At 45.2% G+C, this 15,159-nt stretch carries 17 protein-coding genes, 1 rRNA gene and 1 pseudogene; 4 read left to right on the top strand and 15 right to left on the bottom strand.

Annotation, left to right across the window (positions count from 1 at the left end):
• Positions 1 to 1,107, top strand: coding sequence for a glycosyltransferase family 4 protein (locus ACYTPF_RS18225; protein ID WP_461853193.1), 1,107 nt, complete (start codon positions 1 to 3; stop codon positions 1,105 to 1,107).
• Positions 1,108 to 1,139: 32 nt separating this feature from the next.
• On the opposite strand, the pseudogene ACYTPF_RS18220 reads toward ACYTPF_RS18225, so the two are convergent.
• The 12 genes and pseudogenes from ACYTPF_RS18220 to rpsJ form a co-directional block, all read right to left on the bottom strand.
• Positions 1,140 to 1,475, bottom strand: a pseudogene (locus tag ACYTPF_RS18220) (IS3 family transposase); the annotation flags it as partial.
• A gap of 111 nt (positions 1,476 to 1,586) precedes the next feature.
• On the bottom strand, positions 1,587 to 1,844 hold the full coding sequence (rpsQ, locus tag ACYTPF_RS18215) for a 30S ribosomal protein S17 (RefSeq protein WP_012516966.1): 258 nt from the start codon (positions 1,842 to 1,844) through the stop codon (positions 1,587 to 1,589).
• On the bottom strand, positions 1,844 to 2,035 hold the full coding sequence (rpmC, locus tag ACYTPF_RS18210) for a 50S ribosomal protein L29 (protein WP_012516965.1): 192 nt from the start codon (positions 2,033 to 2,035) through the stop codon (positions 1,844 to 1,846). The genes rpsQ and rpmC overlap by 1 nt, the downstream gene beginning before the upstream one ends.
• Positions 2,035 to 2,445: a 50S ribosomal protein L16 gene (rplP, locus tag ACYTPF_RS18205; RefSeq protein ID WP_012516964.1), complete on the bottom strand. Its 411-nt coding sequence runs from the start codon at positions 2,443 to 2,445 to the stop codon at positions 2,035 to 2,037. The genes rpmC and rplP overlap by 1 nt, the downstream gene beginning before the upstream one ends.
• Positions 2,446 to 2,447: 2 nt before the next feature.
• The gene (rpsC, locus tag ACYTPF_RS18200) at positions 2,448 to 3,152 is read right to left on the bottom strand and encodes a 30S ribosomal protein S3 (protein WP_014947978.1); all 705 of its coding nucleotides are present in this window, start codon (positions 3,150 to 3,152) and stop codon (positions 2,448 to 2,450) included.
• Between the two features lie 9 nt (positions 3,153 to 3,161).
• Positions 3,162 to 3,494 carry a 50S ribosomal protein L22 gene (rplV, locus tag ACYTPF_RS18195; RefSeq protein ID WP_012516962.1) on the bottom strand — a complete coding sequence of 111 codons (333 nt, stop codon included), beginning with the start codon at positions 3,492 to 3,494 and terminating at the stop codon, positions 3,162 to 3,164.
• Positions 3,495 to 3,505: 11 nt separating this feature from the next.
• Complete coding sequence (gene rpsS / locus ACYTPF_RS18190; protein WP_012516961.1) at positions 3,506 to 3,781, bottom strand: 30S ribosomal protein S19; 276 nt, start codon at positions 3,779 to 3,781, stop codon at positions 3,506 to 3,508.
• Between the two features lie 15 nt (positions 3,782 to 3,796).
• A complete protein-coding gene (gene rplB / locus ACYTPF_RS18185; protein ID WP_012516960.1) occupies positions 3,797 to 4,621 on the bottom strand; it encodes a 50S ribosomal protein L2 in 825 nt (274 codons plus the stop codon).
• Between the two features lie 14 nt (positions 4,622 to 4,635).
• Positions 4,636 to 4,935, bottom strand: a complete 300-nt coding sequence (gene rplW, locus ACYTPF_RS18180) for a 50S ribosomal protein L23 (protein WP_012516959.1) — start codon at positions 4,933 to 4,935, stop codon at positions 4,636 to 4,638.
• On the bottom strand, positions 4,932 to 5,537 hold the full coding sequence (rplD, locus tag ACYTPF_RS18175) for a 50S ribosomal protein L4 (protein ID WP_118490523.1): 606 nt from the start codon (positions 5,535 to 5,537) through the stop codon (positions 4,932 to 4,934). The genes rplW and rplD overlap by 4 nt, the downstream gene beginning before the upstream one ends.
• An 18-nt stretch (positions 5,538 to 5,555) precedes the next feature.
• Positions 5,556 to 6,194, bottom strand: coding sequence for a 50S ribosomal protein L3 (rplC, locus tag ACYTPF_RS18170; RefSeq protein ID WP_014947975.1), 639 nt, complete (start codon positions 6,192 to 6,194; stop codon positions 5,556 to 5,558).
• A gap of 18 nt (positions 6,195 to 6,212) precedes the next feature.
• Positions 6,213 to 6,524, bottom strand: a complete 312-nt coding sequence (gene rpsJ / locus ACYTPF_RS18165; RefSeq protein ID WP_010179497.1) for a 30S ribosomal protein S10 — start codon at positions 6,522 to 6,524, stop codon at positions 6,213 to 6,215.
• A gap of 430 nt (positions 6,525 to 6,954) precedes the next feature.
• On the opposite strand from rpsJ, the gene ACYTPF_RS18160 reads away from it, so the two are divergent.
• Positions 6,955 to 9,171 (top strand): GspE/PulE family protein, encoded by a 2,217-nt coding sequence (locus ACYTPF_RS18160; protein ID WP_179982114.1) that lies wholly within the window; start codon positions 6,955 to 6,957, stop codon positions 9,169 to 9,171.
• Between the two features lie 66 nt (positions 9,172 to 9,237).
• Here the strand turns inward: ACYTPF_RS18160 and acnA are convergent, their stop codons facing one another.
• The gene (gene acnA / locus ACYTPF_RS18155; protein ID WP_461853192.1) at positions 9,238 to 11,955 is read right to left on the bottom strand and encodes an aconitate hydratase AcnA; all 2,718 of its coding nucleotides are present in this window, start codon (positions 11,953 to 11,955) and stop codon (positions 9,238 to 9,240) included.
• Between the two features lie 475 nt (positions 11,956 to 12,430).
• Between acnA and ACYTPF_RS18150 the strand changes: the two genes are divergently transcribed.
• On the top strand, positions 12,431 to 12,892 hold the full coding sequence (locus tag ACYTPF_RS18150; protein WP_461853191.1) for a cupin domain-containing protein: 462 nt from the start codon (positions 12,431 to 12,433) through the stop codon (positions 12,890 to 12,892).
• 176 nt (positions 12,893 to 13,068) lie between these two features.
• A complete protein-coding gene (gpmA, locus tag ACYTPF_RS18145) occupies positions 13,069 to 13,815 on the top strand; it encodes a 2,3-diphosphoglycerate-dependent phosphoglycerate mutase (RefSeq protein ID WP_012516952.1) in 747 nt (248 codons plus the stop codon).
• A 70-nt stretch (positions 13,816 to 13,885) separates the two neighbouring features.
• Here gpmA and ACYTPF_RS18140 read toward each other — a convergent pair whose 3' ends face one another.
• Together ACYTPF_RS18140 and rrf are read right to left on the bottom strand one after the other, a co-directional pair.
• A complete protein-coding gene (locus ACYTPF_RS18140; RefSeq protein WP_461853190.1) occupies positions 13,886 to 14,887 on the bottom strand; it encodes a branched-chain amino acid aminotransferase in 1,002 nt (333 codons plus the stop codon).
• A gap of 188 nt (positions 14,888 to 15,075) precedes the next feature.
• Positions 15,076 to 15,159: ribosomal RNA gene (rrf, locus tag ACYTPF_RS18135) — 5S ribosomal RNA — on the bottom strand; the annotation flags it as partial.

Here is a 15,159-nt window from a genome sequence, read left to right as displayed (position 1 = left end):
ATGAGCAACAAGCATTCTTTCGACATTGACGTTTTGCATATCGAATTGGGAAGGCATTTATACGGTGGTGCGAAGCAAGTAACTTATCTTATAGATGCGCTAGATAAAGACAGTGGGTTTACCCAACAGCTTGTTTGTGCTGCTAACAGCGAAATCAGTCATTACAGTTTTGACCGCTGTAAAACTTTCTCTATTAACTACAAAGGCGATACCGACCTAATAGGCTTTAAGCGTTTACTTGACGTTGTAAAGCGCATTAGGCCCGACGTAATTCATGTACACAGTAGACGTGGCGCTGATGTCTGGGGCGCACTGGTAGCAAAATTCACGGGAATACCGGCAGTATGTACCCGACGTGTTGATAATACTGAAGGTAAATTGGCCCGCTTTAAATATCGAGAGTACGAAGCGGTAATAAGCATATCGGAGGGTGTCCATAATGTAGTCTCTAAGCATTGCGATAAAGTGAAATACCAAGGAATTATTCACTCTGCCGTTGATGAGGAAGAATACGGACAGCCTGCTGACCAGCAGTGGTTCAGAAATAAGTTTACTATTCCACAGCACCACTTCGTTATCGCTAATTTTGCACAATATATCCCCCGCAAAGGGCAAGCCGATTTAATACTCGCTATGCGAGAGCTAACAACGCAATTTAATAACCTAACTTGCCTTCTTTTTGGTAAGGGCTCCCAAGAAGAACACTATAAGTCGTTAATCGACAGGTATAAGTTGCACAGTAATGTAAAGCTGTGCGGGTTTACTAACGACGTTGCGAGCATTTTGCCTAATATAGACGTGCTGGTTCATCCCGCTTACGCTGAAGGGCTTGGCGTCATACTTTTACAAGCAGGGATAAGCAAACGTGCCGTTATATCAACCCCCGTTGGCGGAATTCCAGAAATTATAAAGCATAAGGAAACGGGTTTAATGGTGAGCCCTGGGGATATTAGTGGGCTGGTGCAAGCAGTAAGCTTATTGATAGCAAAACCCGAGGAAAAGATAGCATTAGGTAAAGCACTTCACCGGCATGTGAAAACACACTTTAGCATAGAGAATATGGCAAGAGAGTACGCTGCACTTTACAAACAGATTGTGAAAGCGTGAGTAAAACAAAGCGCGAACGCTTTTTAGGACAGGTCAGTTTCAAGAACATTCACGACGGCTTCAAAGAAATCAGCTTTCATTTTCGTATCAGCAAGCTCTTTCTCCAGAGCTTTAATACGCTGTTCTGGAGTGAGCTCTATTTTGGACTTATCCACGCAGTTACCTCGTTTAAGAAGCTTAGGTGTACCATCCGTCCAATTTAGACGACCATGCTTACGAAGCCAAACTAAAACCGTTGAACACCCCTGAATTCCGTAGTGGTCTTGTGCTTGTTTATATGTGAATTCGCCTTTTTCAACTTGGTCTACAACGGCCAGTTTAAAAGCGAGGGAATAATCGCGTTGCGTTCTTTTGCTATTTGATTTCATTACACTCTCCAAATTAAGTTTGAAAAGTGTCAACGTTATTTAGGATGGGTCAAAGAAAACAAAAAAGCCGCTCGAAAGCGGCTTTTTTAAGACTTTGAAAAAAGTTAGCGATTAAACGCCAGCTTTTTCAACAACGTCAACTAGCATCCAAGATTTGTTCTTAGATAGCGGGCGACATTCACGTACTGTTACTACGTCACCTTGGTTGCACACGTTGTTTTCGTCGTGGGCGTGAAGCTTAGTAGAGCGCTTGATGAACTTCCCGTAGATTGGGTGCTTAACAAAACGTTCAACTACAACAGTGATGGTTTTATCCATCTTGTTGCTAACCACACGACCTTGTACTGTACGAATTTTTTGCTCAGTCATTACGCATCAGCCTTTTGAGTCAGAATGGTTTTAACACGCGCGATGTTACGACGTACTTTTCTCAACTGATCAGTTTTTTCAAGCTGACCTGTTGTGTGCTGCATGCGTAGGTTGAACTGTTCGCGTAGCAGGTTAATCAACTCTGCGTTCAGCTCTTCTACGCTTTTGTCTTTCAGTTCAGTCGCTTTCATTACATCACCGTCCGAGTTACAAAGGTTGTTTTAAATGGCAGTTTAGCCGCTGCCAATTCAAACGCTTCGCGTGCAAGATTTTCAGGAACACCTTCCATCTCGTAAAGAACACGACCAGGCTGAATTTGGCATACCCAGTACTCAACGTTACCTTTACCTTTACCTTGACGCACTTCAAGAGGCTTCTCAGTAATTGGCTTGTCAGGGAAAACTCGAATCCAAATTTTACCTTGACGCTTAACGTGACGAGTCATAGCACGACGCGCTGCTTCGATTTGGCGCGCAGTCATTCGACCACGGCCAACTGCTTTAAGGCCGTAAGTACCAAAGGCAACAGTGCTACCCGCTGCGAAGCCGCGGTTGCGGCCTTTGTGCATCTTACGGAACTTCATGCGTTTTGGTTGTAACATGATTAGCCCTCTCGCTTAGCGTTGCGGCCTTTCTTCTTAGGTTGAGCAGCTGGTGCTTGCTCTTGAGTTGTAGGTAGACCACCTAGAACTTCACCTTTGAAGATCCATACTTTAACGCCGATGATACCGTAAGTAGTTGACGCTTCAGAGGTTGCGTAATCGATGTCCGCACGGAATGTGTGCAGAGGAACGCGACCTTCACGGTACCATTCAGAACGTGCAATTTCTGCACCGCCCAAACGGCCGCTAACTTCAACTTTAATACCTTTCGCGCCTAGACGCATTGCGTTTTGAACTGCGCGCTTCATAGCACGACGGAACATAACACGACGCTCTAGCTGGCTAGAGATGCTGTCAGCTACTAGCTGGCCATCTAGCTCTGGCTTACGTACTTCAGCGATGTTGATCTGAGCTGGCACACCGGCTAGCTTAGATACGTAGTTACGCAACTTCTCTACGTCTTCACCTTTCTTACCGATTACTACGCCTGGACGAGCAGTGTGAATAGTCACACGGATGCTCTTAGCAGGACGCTCGATCACGATTTTAGAAAGTGAAGCGTTCTTAAGTTGTTTAGTCAGATACTGACGTACCTGATGATCGTTATACAGGTTGTCTGCATAGTCTGCAGTATTAGCGTACCAGGTAGAAGTCCATGGTTTGCTGATACCCAGGCGTATACCTGTAGGATGTACCTTCTGTCCCATTATCTACTCCTAGTTATCCGCTACAACCACAGTGATGTGACTGCTGCGCTTAAAGATACGATCAGCACGGCCTTTAGCACGTGGCTTGATGCGTTTCATAGTTGGACCTTCGTCAACGAAAACCTTGGCAACGACTAGCTCGTCGATGTCCGCGCCTTCGTTGTGCTCTGCGTTAGCAATCGCAGATTCCAAAACTTTCTTTACTAGCGCTGCGCTTTTCTTCGGGCTGTACGCAAGAACTTCTAAAGCTTTCTCTACGTGTAAACCGCGAATTTGATCCGCAACCAAGCGTGCCTTTTGAGCCGACGTGCGGGCAAAACGGTGTTTAGCTAATGCTTCCATCTTCCTACCCCTTAACGTTTAGCTTTCTTATCCGCGACATGGCCGCGGTAAGTACGCGTTGGCGCAAATTCGCCCAACTTGTGGCCGACCATTTCGTCACTAATAATGACAGGTACATGTTGGCGACCGTTATGGACCGCAATGGTCAACCCAATCATATCTGGGATGATCATAGAACGACGAGACCAAGTTTTGATTGGTTTACGTTCGTTCTTTTCCACTGCAGCCTCTACCTTCTTCAGCAAGTGAAGGTCAATAAAAGGACCTTTCTTGAGAGAACGTGGCATGGTGAATCCTCGCTATTACTTGTTTCGACGACGTACGATAAGCTTATCAGTACGCTTGTTGCTTCGGGTTTTCTTACCTTTGGTAGGAACACCCCAAGGAGTTACTGGGTGACGACCGCCTGATGTACGACCTTCACCACCACCGTGTGGGTGATCAACCGGGTTCATGGCAACACCACGAACGGTAGGACGAATACCACGCCAGCGTGTAGCACCAGCTTTACCTAGTGAACGAAGCATGTGTTCTGCATTACCAACTTCACCAATGGTGGCGCGGCAATCAGAAAGAACTTTACGCATTTCGCCAGAGCGTAGACGTAGGGTAACGTAGTTTCCGTCACGTGCTAGGATCTGAGCGTAAGCACCAGCAGAACGTGCGATTTGTGCACCCTTGCCAGGCTTCATTTCAATTGCGTGTACAACAGTACCTACAGGGATGTTACGCATAGGTAGCGTGTTACCAGACTTGATCGGAGCACCCGAACCAGACTGGATTGCATCACCTGCTTTCATACCCTTTGGAGCCAGAATGTAACGACGTTCACCGTCTGCGTACAATACTAGTGCAATGTTTGCAGAACGGTTTGGATCGTATTCTAAACGCTCAACTTTGGCTGGAATGCCGTCTTTGTTGCGTTTAAAGTCGATTACACGGTAGTGTTGCTTATGACCACCACCAATGTGACGAGTGGTAATACGACCATTGTTGTTACGACCGCCAGATTTGCTGTTCTTTTCAAGCAAAGGTGCGTACGGTGCACCTTTGTGCAGGTCAGGATTTACGACCTGAACAACGTGACGACGACCGGCAGAAGTTGGCTTAGCTTTCAATAATGGCATTTCTAATCCCCTTCTTACTCAGCACCACCGACAAAGTCGATGTCCTGACCTTCTTTAAGAACCACGTAGGCCTTTTTCCAGTCGCTGCGCTTACCGAAAGACATGCCGTGACGCTTGGTTTTACCCTTAACGTTCACAGTACGAACACCTTCAACTTCAACTTCAAACAGTTTTTCAACTGCAGCTTTGATTTCAGCTTTGTTCGCGTCTTTAGCTACTTTAAATACAACTGTGTTGTTCGCTTCAGCAGCCATTGTAGACTTTTCTGAAACGTGAGGTGCTACTAGCACCTTCAGTAGACGTTCTTCTTTCATGCTAACGCCTCCTCAAGTTGTTTAACCGCATCAGCAGTAATTAGCACTTTTTCAAATGCAATCAAGCTCACTGGGTCGATGCCTGCTACGTCACGTACGTCAACTTTGTACAAGTTACGTGCCGCTAGGAACAAGTTCTCATCAACTTCTGGAGTAACGATTAGAACATCATTTAGTTCATATTCGTTAAGTGCAGAAATAAGAGCTTTAGTCTTAGGTGCGTCAACACCGAACTTCTCTACAACAACCAAACGGTCTTGACGGATTAGTTCAGACAGGATGCTCTTAAGCGCACCGCGATACATTTTCTTGTTAACTTTTTGGTCAAAGTCACGAGGCTTTGCTGCGAAAGCACGGCCACCGCCAACCCAAATTGGGCTACGGATTGTACCAGCACGTGCACGGCCAGTACCTTTTTGACGCCATGGCTTCTTACCGCCACCACGAACTTCAGCGCGAGTTTTCTGCGCTTTTGTACCCTGACGAGCGCCTGCACCGTAAGCTACAACTACCTGGTGTACCAGGGCTTCGTTGAATTCACGTCCAAAGGTCGCTTCGGATACTTCAAGAGCGCTTTGCGCGTCTTTCAATGTTAATTCCATCAGTTCACTCCCCAGACGTTACGCTTTAACAGCTGGCTTTACGATTACATCGTTGCCAGTTGCGCCAGGTACGGCACCTTTAACTAGGATAAGGCCGTTCTCTACGTCAACACGTACAACTTCCAAAGACTGAGTAGTCACTTGCTTGTTACCAAGCTGACCAGCCATTTTCTTGCCTTTGAATACTTTACCTGGTGATTGGTTTTGACCAATTGAACCAGGTGCGCGGTGTGACAAAGAGTTACCGTGTGTCATACGCTGTGAACTGAAGTTCCAGCGTTTGATTGCACCTTGGAAACCTTTACCTTTTGATGTACCAGTTACATCAATCTTTTTAGTGTCGTTAAAGATTTCAACAGTGATTTCACTGCCTACTTCAATATCGGCACCTTCGTTTTCTTCTAGGCGGAATTCTACTAGAGTGCGTCCAGCTTCAACACCAGCTTTAGCAAAGTGACCTGCTTCAGCTTTGTTGATGCGGTTAGCTTTCTTAGTTCCAGCAGTAACCTGAAGAGCGCGATAACCGTCAGTTTCCTCAGTACGAAGCTGAGTAACGCGGTTTGGGGTCGCTTCAATAACAGTCACAGGGATAGACGTACCATCTTCAGTGAAGATGCGAGTCATACCCACTTTACGACCGACTAGACCAATCGCCATTGTTATAACCCTCTCTTATTAGCCCAGGCTGATTTGAACATCAACGCCAGCAGCCAAGTCCAAACGCATCAACGCGTCAACTGTTTTATCAGTTGGCTCGATGATGTCTACCAAACGCTTGTGAGTACGGATTTCATATTGATCACGCGCGTCTTTGTTAACGTGCGGAGAAATCAGAACTGTATAGCGTTCTTTGCGAGTAGGTAGAGGAATAGGACCACTTACCTGAGCACCAGTGCGTTTCGCAGTTTCAACGATTTCAGCCGTAGACTGATCGATCAACTTGTGATCAAACGCTTTCAAACGAATGCGAATTCTTTGATTTGGCATCGATTAAGCTCCAATCGAAAGAACAAAAAAATTCACCTTTTCTCTTCCATTAATTCCGGAAAGAAAAGATGTGCGTAAACCGATGGTTCCCTATCGGAACCCTGTTCTTTTTTCTAGCACGCCAGCAACAGGCTAATCAGTAATGATGAATCCGTTACTTCGGCAACCACCCTAAAAACAGTGAGGTTGCGGCTAAAAACTTCATACCCTAATTGGGCAGTGGGCGCGAATTATACAGAAAGCAGAGGGCAATGCAAGAGGCAGTTTGCTTTTTATACACATATTTTTACGCTAAAACAGTGTATGTAACTGTCTAGAAGTAGTATTGTTGCTTTTATGGTAACAGTATATCTTGATACCCTAGCGTAAAACATGCTTATAGCGTCAAAAGCGTAAAGGACTAGGCGCCAACATTATTAGTAGTGAGAATATGGAAGTAGTAAATAACCAGCAAACATTTGCACAAATAAAACGCATCTTAAATAACCACTCTACGTTGTTAGATGCCTACAGCCTATTAGAACCTATGATACTTGGCTTGTTTGACGCCACACGCATGAGTATTTTTCAACGCCGTCGTCAACACCAAGACCTGGTCGCCCGATTTAAAACAGGTAAAGAAACCCTAGAGATAAAAGTACCGATTAGCCCCATGTCTATTGCTGGCTACGTTGCGCTTTCACAAAAGCCTGTTGTCATTGATGACCCGTACAATCCTACCCTACTTCAAAGCATTCACCCTCGACTTCGCTTTGCCGATAAATTCGATAAAGACAATGACTTTAGAACTCAAAACATTCTTTGCGTACCAATAATGAACGCTGGCGTGTTAATGGGTGTTATTCAGATCATCAATAAGGCAAGCGGCGGTTTTACCGAAGAGGACCTCAAGCGTGGGAATGCATTAGCGCTTATTCTTGGTGATAAATTCAGATTTGAATTAGGCGGCACCAATAACCCGTTTGACCTGTTAGTACACAAAAGCTTGCTAGAAGAGGCCACCCTCGCCGATATACAAGCGACAACCCCAGATATACGAGCCTTAGTTCAACGGTTAATTTCTGAACATCGCATATCGGAAGATGAAATTGGCAACTCTCTTTCAATCCACTATCAAGTGCCGTTCATTTCTTACCTGCCGGAAAAATATCACAGGTTCGAAAACGAAAGTCGTCTAAACGTTTCTTACCTCAAGCGAAACTATGTTGCAGTTATCGCCGATGCACACGATAAACCCATTGTGCTAATGGCTGAGCCAAACAATGCCGCGCTCTTAATGGAAATTGAAAGCGCTATGGGCATAGATAGCTACGAAATCGCGGTAAGTTTACCTAACCTTATTCTTCAGTATTTAGGGGAGAATAGCGGTGGCGGCGGCCCTGGTGAAATGAGCGACATCCTCGATGAAATTGGCTCATCCAGCGACGACAATGAAGACCAGATTGATGAGCTTTCAGACGATGCGCCAGCAGTTGTCCGCTTAGTAAGTCGTATACTGCACGATGCTAAACGTTTAAACGCCTCAGATATTCATATAGACCCTGAAAAGAATGCGCCTACTCGTGTTCGCATGCGCGTGGATGGCGTGTGCCGCGATATGAACCAGGTACCTCATTCGCATCATAACGCGGTGATTGCGCGTATTAAGATAATGTCGAATCTTAATATTGCAGAGAAGCGCGTACCGCAGGATGGCAAGCTCGCATTTAGAATGAACGGTAAACTCGTAGAAGTGCGTGTGGCTACTATTCCCACCGTCGCCGGTGAAGGTGTAGTAATGCGTATTTTGGCATCAGGCGGTGCGATGCCTATCGACAAGATGAACCTGGCCCCCACCAACCGTACAAGATTGGAAGAAATGATTAAAAAGCCTCACGGCATCTTGCTTGTTGTAGGCCCTACAGGTTCCGGTAAAACCACTACGCTTCACGCTATATTGGGATATTTGAATACGCCTGAAAAGAAAATTTGGACGGCTGAAGACCCGGTAGAAATTACTCAACCTGGTCTGCAACAGGTTCAGGTAAGCCCTAAAATTGGCTTTAACTTTGCGGCAGCACTTCGGGCATTCTTGCGGGCAGACCCAGATATCATTCTTATTGGTGAGATGCGTGATAAGGAAACCGCTCACGCGGGTATTGAAGCGTCATTAACTGGTCACTTAGTACTTTCAACGCTGCATACTAACTCAGCGCCAGAGACCATCACCCGTTTACTTGACTTAGGCCTTGATCCGGTCAACTTCTCAGACGCATGCGTGGGAATATTGGCCCAGCGTCTTATAAGGACCTTGTGTGGGAACTGTAAAGAGAAGTATGTAGCAGGCGAGAAAGACATGGCGTTTATTGAGCGCCAATATGGCAAAGAGCACCTGTCAGAACTGAACATTCAGGCCCCACTTGAACTCTACAGAGCCAAAGGTTGCGAAGAATGTGGAAACACAGGTTATAAAGGCAGAACAGGTGTGCACGAATTACTGGGGATGACACCAGAGCTTCGCTCAATGGTATATAAAGAAGCCAGCGTTTCAGAAATGAAATCACAAGCGGCCAAAGATGGTATGCGAACCCTTGTGCAAGATGCTATTTTCAAAGTATTAAAAGGCGATACTGATATAGCACAAGTCCAAATTATTGGCGGAGAGTAAATGCCCTTGCCGGGTGCCATAAATAAAAAGGCTGCGAACTAACCGCAGCCTTAATCTTATAAACGCTTATCGTTTTAAATACTCTCGAATAACGTAGTGAAGTATTCCTCCGTTTTCGAAGTAAGTAAACTCGTTAGATGTATCGATTCTGATGTCCATCATAAAGGTAGTTGTTTGCCCCTCGTCTGATACAGCTTTCACTTCAACCTCGGTCTGCCCGCGTTCAACTGCATCGATAGAGAACGACTCGTTACCTTTAAGCTCCAAAGAGCTCGCGCTGTCACCTGACTTAAATTGGAGTGGTAGAATACCCATTCCTATTAAGTTGGAGCGGTGAATACGCTCGTAGCTTTCCGCTAGCACAGCCTTCACGCCCATAAGAGAAGGCCCTTTAGCTGCCCAGTCTCGACTTGAGCCAGTGCCGTACTCCTTACCACCAATGACAACTGCTGGAACACCGTCATCTTTATAACGCATAGCAGCGTGGAAGATAGACATGCTGTCGCCGCTCGGATAGTGGGTTGTCGCACTGCCTCGTGTACCCGGCGCCAGTTGGTTTTGAAGACGAACGTTCGCAAACGTTCCTCTCATCATCACCTCATGGTTACCGCGACGAGAGCCATAAGAGTTGAAGTCTTTTGGCTCAACACCTTGTGCCTGCAGGTACTCTCCCGCTGGGCTATCATTTGCGATGGCCCCTGCAGGTGAAATATGGTCTGTCGTGATTGAGTCACCAACTTTCACTAGGCATCGCGCATTTTCGATTGCCGTCAAGGCTTTCGGCTCTTTACCCATCACTTCAAAGAAAGGTGGATGCTTAATGTAAGTCGACTCTGGCCAGTCATAAACTGATGTTTTACTCACTTCCAGTTCATTCCATTCGCCTGCGCCTTTAAACACATCCGCATATTTTTCTTTAAATAGGTCACCCGTTACGTTTTCAGCAATATATTGCTGAATTTCGTCTTCAGTAGGCCAGATGTCTCTTAGGTAAACAGGTGAACCATCACTTGCCTGACCCAATGGCTCTGTAGTGATATCTACATTCATGTTCCCTGCTAGCGCATATGCGACTACTAAAGGCGGTGACGCAAGATAGTTTGCCGCTACATCAGGATGAATGCGACCTTCAAAGTTACGATTACCGGATAGCACCGAAGTAACAGTAAGTTTCGCCTTTCTAATAGCATCAGTAATGGCATCAGGTAGTGGACCAGAGTTGCCGATACAGGTTGTACAGCCATATCCCACCAAGTTAAACCCAAGTGATTCAAGCGGGTCCATAAGACCAGCATCTTCTAAATACTGAGTAACAACCTGTGAGCCTGGTGCTAATGACGTTTTAACCCAAGGCTTACGAGTTAAGCCTTTTTCCGCAGCTTTCTTAGCCAGCAGGCCCGCGCCAACGAGCACTGACGGGTTTGATGTATTGGTACAGCTTGTAATGGCAGCAATCACGATTGCGCCATCTTCTAAGTTGAACTTGTTACCTCTGAACTCAACAAAGGAGTCATGGTCTTCATCAACATCATCAGTGGTACCCAGCCCAGCCTCGGCAATTAAATCGGTTTCTTCATCTAGCACTTTCACATCAATTTGCGAACGATGCCATTCATTGAATGCTTCTGCTGCCTTGTCTAGGGCAATGCGATCTTGTGGGCGTTTCGGCCCGGCAAGTGACGGCACTACTTCGCCCAAATCGAGTTCAAGTGTTTCATGGTACTGTGCATCTTTTGAATGGTCGTCATGCCATAGGTGACTGAATTTAGCGTACTGTTCGACAAGTGCTATTTGGTCTTCATCTCGACCTGTAAGTCTCAAATAATCTAACGCCACATCGTCTATTGGAAAGATACCACACGTTGCACCATATTCTGGTGCCATGTTTGCAATTGTTGCGCGATCTGCTGTGGTTAAGTGTTTAAGACCTGGACCGTAAAACTCGACAAATTTGCCAACAACGCCGTGTTCACGCAGTTGCTGTGTGATGGTAAGCACCATGTCAGTAGCAGTGACGCCAGCAGGTAATTTCCCTGACAATCTAAAGCCTACTACTTTCGGCAGTAACATAGTAACGGGTTGACCTAGCATTGCCGCTTCCGCTTCAATACCACCCACACCCCAGCCAAGTACGCCAAGGCCATTAATCATTGTAGTGTGAGAATCGGTACCTACAAGGGTGTCTGGATAAACCAAGGTCTCACCATCTTGCTCTTTGGTAAAAGCACAGCGGGCCAGATATTCTAAATTAACTTGGTGCACAATACCGCGACCTGGAGGAACAACTTTAAAGTTATCGAAGCTAGACTGCCCCCACTTTAGAAATTGATAACGCTCTTTATTGCGCTCAATCTCTATATCGGTATTCTTTTCTAATGCATTCTCTTCAGCGAAATGATCCACCATTACAGAGTGGTCAATGACCAGTTCTACCGGGTTTAAAGGGTTAATTGCTTGTGCATCGCCCCCTAAGCGATTAACTGCATCTCGCATTGCAGCTAGATCGACTATGGCAGGAACGCCAGTAAAGTCTTGAAGAATAACCCGCGCAGGAACAAATGATACTTCGTGATCAGCGTGGTTGTCAGTGTCCCACTTAGCCACTTGCTCAATGTCACTACTAGAAACGAACTCTTCATCCTCATGTCGGATTAGGTTCTCGAGAAGAATTTTGATACAAAAAGGTAGCCGGTCGAGCGCATACTGATTACCTATACTGTCAAAATTGACCGCCTTGAAGTTTTTGCCGTTTACTTCAAGCTGCGAAAAAGACTTATATGTCATACGCTCTCATCCTTCTTTGCCTGTTCATGAATATTGTCTACGTTTCGATTTTTGCCAATGCAAGAAACGAGCGACGTGTTTAATCCGTCGCGTTATTTTCAAGTTTGTACGGCATAAACATGAAAAAAAGTTCACCTATTATTAGTTATTCGTATCGCCGCTTTTCGTCTCAACATATGCTTCTAAAGAGGTAGGCAGAAAAAGTGTTTCCTATCGGCGAAAAGCAACCAGTTAGAATAATTGGCCTTTATGCACGAGTAGAAGCTTTTGGCCTAGGCTGACAAGGAGAGAGTTATTACGAATGAAGTGTCACATACCTCATTCATTTACAAATATGCAACATTATTATTTTCTTATAATCTTGCAAGCGGTATGCTTATTACCACGCTAAACGCCTAATGCCTTAATACATGCTCAGAAAGTCATTGAAGGACGAGCACCAGTAAAAAAGCAATAACAAGAATACGAAGTTATCATGACCCATCCGCTTATTAAGAAGTACAACCTTGAACCTCATCCCGAGGGAGGTTTTTATCGTCAAGTTTTTCGTTCAGAAAATAAGACTACATCCTATGTCCATGGTGCCAGCCGTCCAGCACTCACCCATATCTATTTTCTTTTACTTAAGGGCCAAGTCAGTCGCTTTCATCGCGTTTTACATGATGAGGTATGGAATCACTATGAAGGTGCTCCTTTACAGCTATTCCAAATTCAGAAACAGCAGTTATGGGAACGCCGTATAGGTGGTGGCAACAACGATTATGTTGAAGTGATTGAGGCGGGCAATTTTCAGGGAGCTGCAACTATGGGTGACTACTCACTTGTAGGTTGCACAGTCGCGCCAGGGTTTGATTTTGAAGATTTTAGCTTTATTGAAGAACCATCAATGAAAGAGTGGATAAAAGTTGCCCATCCAGACCTGACACGGTTTATTTAATAAATCTCTTATCTGAACGGCAAAGACACGTCTTACCTGCGATTTTATACCCGCTTAAACTGGATTTTTAAGCGCCAATCAAGGATGATAACAGCAGTTTTTAAATATACGTCTGAACGTCCAATTTCTGGAATTATCTCAGACTATTTCACTCTAACGCCGCAGGTAACCCAACTATGTATAAATTGGTACTTATTCGTCATGGAGAAAGTCAGTGGAACTTGGAAAACCGTTTCACGGGCTGGCACGACGTTGACTTGACCGACACTGGTGTAGCACAAGCAAAGACCGCAGGCCAGCTTCTTAAAGATGCTGGATTTACATTTGATCAGGCATATACGTCTGTACTCCTTCGCGCAATCAAAACGCTTAATATTGCCCTTGAAGAAATGGGTCAACACTACCTTCCAGTTGAGCGTCACTGGCGTCTGAACGAGCGTCACTACGGTGCTCTAACCGGTCTAGACAAAGCGGAAACTGCTGCTAAGCACGGCGAAGAGCAAGTGAAAATCTGGCGTCGTAGCTTCGATATTCCACCTCCGGCAGTCGAAGACGACAGTGAACACTTCCCAGGTCACGACCCACGTTATAACAATGTAGATGCTGATATTTTGCCACGTGGTGAAAGCCTCAAGCTTACTATCGAACGTGTATTACCTTACTGGCATGATGTTATTCGTCCAGACATCCAAGCTGGTAAGCGTGTAATTATAGCGGCACATGGCAACAGCCTTCGCGCGCTTGTTAAGTATTTAGATGGTATGTCAGACGAAGAAGTATTAGGTCTTAACATCCCTACAGGTGTGCCACTAGTATACGAACTAGATGAAAACCTTAAACCAATCTCTAAAGAGTATCTTGGCGATGCTGATGCAATCAAAGCAATGATGGATGCAGTTGCTAAACAAGGCCAAGCGAAATAAGCGTAAACCTTTTAAATACTAAAAAGCCTGCTGAAGCAGGCTTTTTTATGGGTATCTAACTATGACTAGTTTAGTTTGGCACTTTGACTAGCCAGTTATGTGTATCTTCGGCTTTACCCCATTGGATATCATTTAACGCCTGTCTAAGTTTCATAGTGACCGGGCCAGCTTCGCCGCTTCCAACCTGATACTCTTTGTCGTTATGAATAAAAGTACCCACTGGCGTAAGCACAGCCGCTGTACCAGATAGCGCCGCTTCTGTATTTGGTTTTGCTGCGCGTTCTAATAGCTCTTCAACTGTAATATCACGCTCACTTACTTTCATGCCGTGATCTTTAGCAATTTGAAGAACGGTTGCACGGGTTACGCCGTGCAAAAAGCTAGAGTCCAACCCTTTTGTAATGATCTCGTCACCGTCAATAAGTAAGAAGTTTGCTGCACCGGTTTCTTGAACGTCACCATTAGGACAAAACAGTATTTGATCAGCCTGAACTTCTGCGCGGGCTTTGAGAATAGGTGGTAATGCACTGGCATAATTACCGCCACTTTTTACCATTCCCATATGTGGTGCACAGCGCATCCCTGTTTCGTCTAGTAACAAGCGAAGCGGCTTTGCTCCGCCCGCAAAGTAATCACCCACTGGAGACAATAATACGTATAGCATCGAATCTGCTGACGGTGCTGCTGCTTTGCCAATAGACGCTTCTGTACCAATGTGAGTAGGACGAATGTACATAGAACCAGGAGGCTCTGGAACTTCAGAGGCATACTTTGCAACAATATCGATAATCATCTTTTCAACTTGCGCTTTATCTATTTCAGGCAAATTTAAAAGGCGGCTACTTTGAGCAAAGCGCTCAATGTTTTTATCCATTCTAAATATATTGATGCTGCCATCTTCATGTTTAAATGCTTTTAAACCTTCAAAGCATGTACTTGAGTAGTGAAGTACATGTGCACCAGGATGAAGTGAAATACTGTCTGCACTGACAAATTCGGTGTCAGTCCACTTATCGTTGACAAAGGTAGCAAGCGCCATTTGTGGCATGAATACTGTACCGAATACGGCCATTAGTTCGTCCTATTTACTTCGACTAAAATGTTATTCGCAAGAGTTTACCAAAAAACCTGCACATTGCTAAAAGTAAGTCGATTCTATTAAGGCTTTTATCGAATAAGAATGTCTAGAAATACTGACAACACACAAATAATGGTGCAGAAAGCAAAAAACCCGCCGTTAGGCGGGTTTCTTTTAATGGGACCTGGCAGTGTCCTACTCTCACATGGGGAAACCCCACACTACCATCGGCGCTAATACGTTTCACTTCTGAGTTCGGAATGGAG

The organism is Alteromonas sp. HB246098 (assembly GCF_054890645.1).
This window is presented reverse-complemented; position numbering and strand designations above follow the sequence as displayed.

Coding starts and splice junctions, on each gene's coding strand:
- ACYTPF_RS18225 (WP_461853193.1), top strand. CDS start 1: ATGAGCAACAAGCATTCTTTCGACATTGACGTTTTGCATATCGAATTG.
- rpsQ (WP_012516966.1), bottom strand. CDS start 1,844: ATGACTGAGCAAAAAATTCGTACAGTACAAGGTCGTGTGGTTAGCAAC.
- rpmC (WP_012516965.1), bottom strand. CDS start 2,035: ATGAAAGCGACTGAACTGAAAGACAAAAGCGTAGAAGAGCTGAACGCA.
- rplP (WP_012516964.1), bottom strand. CDS start 2,445: ATGTTACAACCAAAACGCATGAAGTTCCGTAAGATGCACAAAGGCCGC.
- rpsC (WP_014947978.1), bottom strand. CDS start 3,152: ATGGGACAGAAGGTACATCCTACAGGTATACGCCTGGGTATCAGCAAA.
- rplV (WP_012516962.1), bottom strand. CDS start 3,494: ATGGAAGCATTAGCTAAACACCGTTTTGCCCGCACGTCGGCTCAAAAG.
- rpsS (WP_012516961.1), bottom strand. CDS start 3,781: ATGCCACGTTCTCTCAAGAAAGGTCCTTTTATTGACCTTCACTTGCTG.
- rplB (WP_012516960.1), bottom strand. CDS start 4,621: ATGCCATTATTGAAAGCTAAGCCAACTTCTGCCGGTCGTCGTCACGTT.
- rplW (WP_012516959.1), bottom strand. CDS start 4,935: ATGAAAGAAGAACGTCTACTGAAGGTGCTAGTAGCACCTCACGTTTCA.
- rplD (WP_118490523.1), bottom strand. CDS start 5,537: ATGGAATTAACATTGAAAGACGCGCAAAGCGCTCTTGAAGTATCCGAA.
- rplC (WP_014947975.1), bottom strand. CDS start 6,194: ATGGCGATTGGTCTAGTCGGTCGTAAAGTGGGTATGACTCGCATCTTC.
- rpsJ (WP_010179497.1), bottom strand. CDS start 6,524: ATGCCAAATCAAAGAATTCGCATTCGTTTGAAAGCGTTTGATCACAAG.
- ACYTPF_RS18160 (WP_179982114.1), top strand. CDS start 6,955: ATGGAAGTAGTAAATAACCAGCAAACATTTGCACAAATAAAACGCATC.
- acnA (WP_461853192.1), bottom strand. CDS start 11,955: ATGACATATAAGTCTTTTTCGCAGCTTGAAGTAAACGGCAAAAACTTC.
- ACYTPF_RS18150 (WP_461853191.1), top strand. CDS start 12,431: ATGACCCATCCGCTTATTAAGAAGTACAACCTTGAACCTCATCCCGAG.
- gpmA (WP_012516952.1), top strand. CDS start 13,069: ATGTATAAATTGGTACTTATTCGTCATGGAGAAAGTCAGTGGAACTTG.
- ACYTPF_RS18140 (WP_461853190.1), bottom strand. CDS start 14,887: ATGGCCGTATTCGGTACAGTATTCATGCCACAAATGGCGCTTGCTACC.